Origin of the sequence: Acinetobacter piscicola (assembly GCF_002233755.1) — a bacterium.
Classification (GTDB): Bacteria; Pseudomonadota; Gammaproteobacteria; order Pseudomonadales; family Moraxellaceae; genus Acinetobacter; species Acinetobacter piscicola.
In genome coordinates, this window is sequence record NZ_NIFO01000074.1 from 1 (window position 1) to 307 (window position 307).

Genomic DNA, 307 nt, shown 5'->3' on the forward strand with positions numbered 1-307 from the left:
CACTACCAGGCTGTGCTATGCTCCGATTTCTCATAAGAGATTGGGGTGGATGAAGGGGCTCGAACCCTCGACAACCGGAATCACAATCCGGGGCTCTACCAACTGAGCTACAACCACCATAACAGCATTTTCAGGATCTATAACATCAAACTACCATAAATGGTGCGCCTGACAGGATTCGAACCTGTGACCATCCGCTTAGAAGGCGGATGCTCTATCCAACTGAGCTACAGGCGCATGACCAATGATACTAAAATATCACATGATTACCTTGCCTTGAAGAATTGGTCGGAGCAGTAGGATTCGA

Annotated in this window: 2 tRNA genes; both read right to left on the reverse strand. The window is 47.9% G+C overall.

The features are described 5' to 3' along the window. Positions 1-41 precede the first annotated feature (41 nt). A tRNA-His gene (locus CDA10_RS16725) sits at positions 42-117 on the reverse strand. Between the two features lie 43 nt (positions 118-160). Next, positions 161-237, reverse strand: a tRNA-Arg gene (locus CDA10_RS16730). Positions 238-307 lie beyond the last annotated feature (70 nt).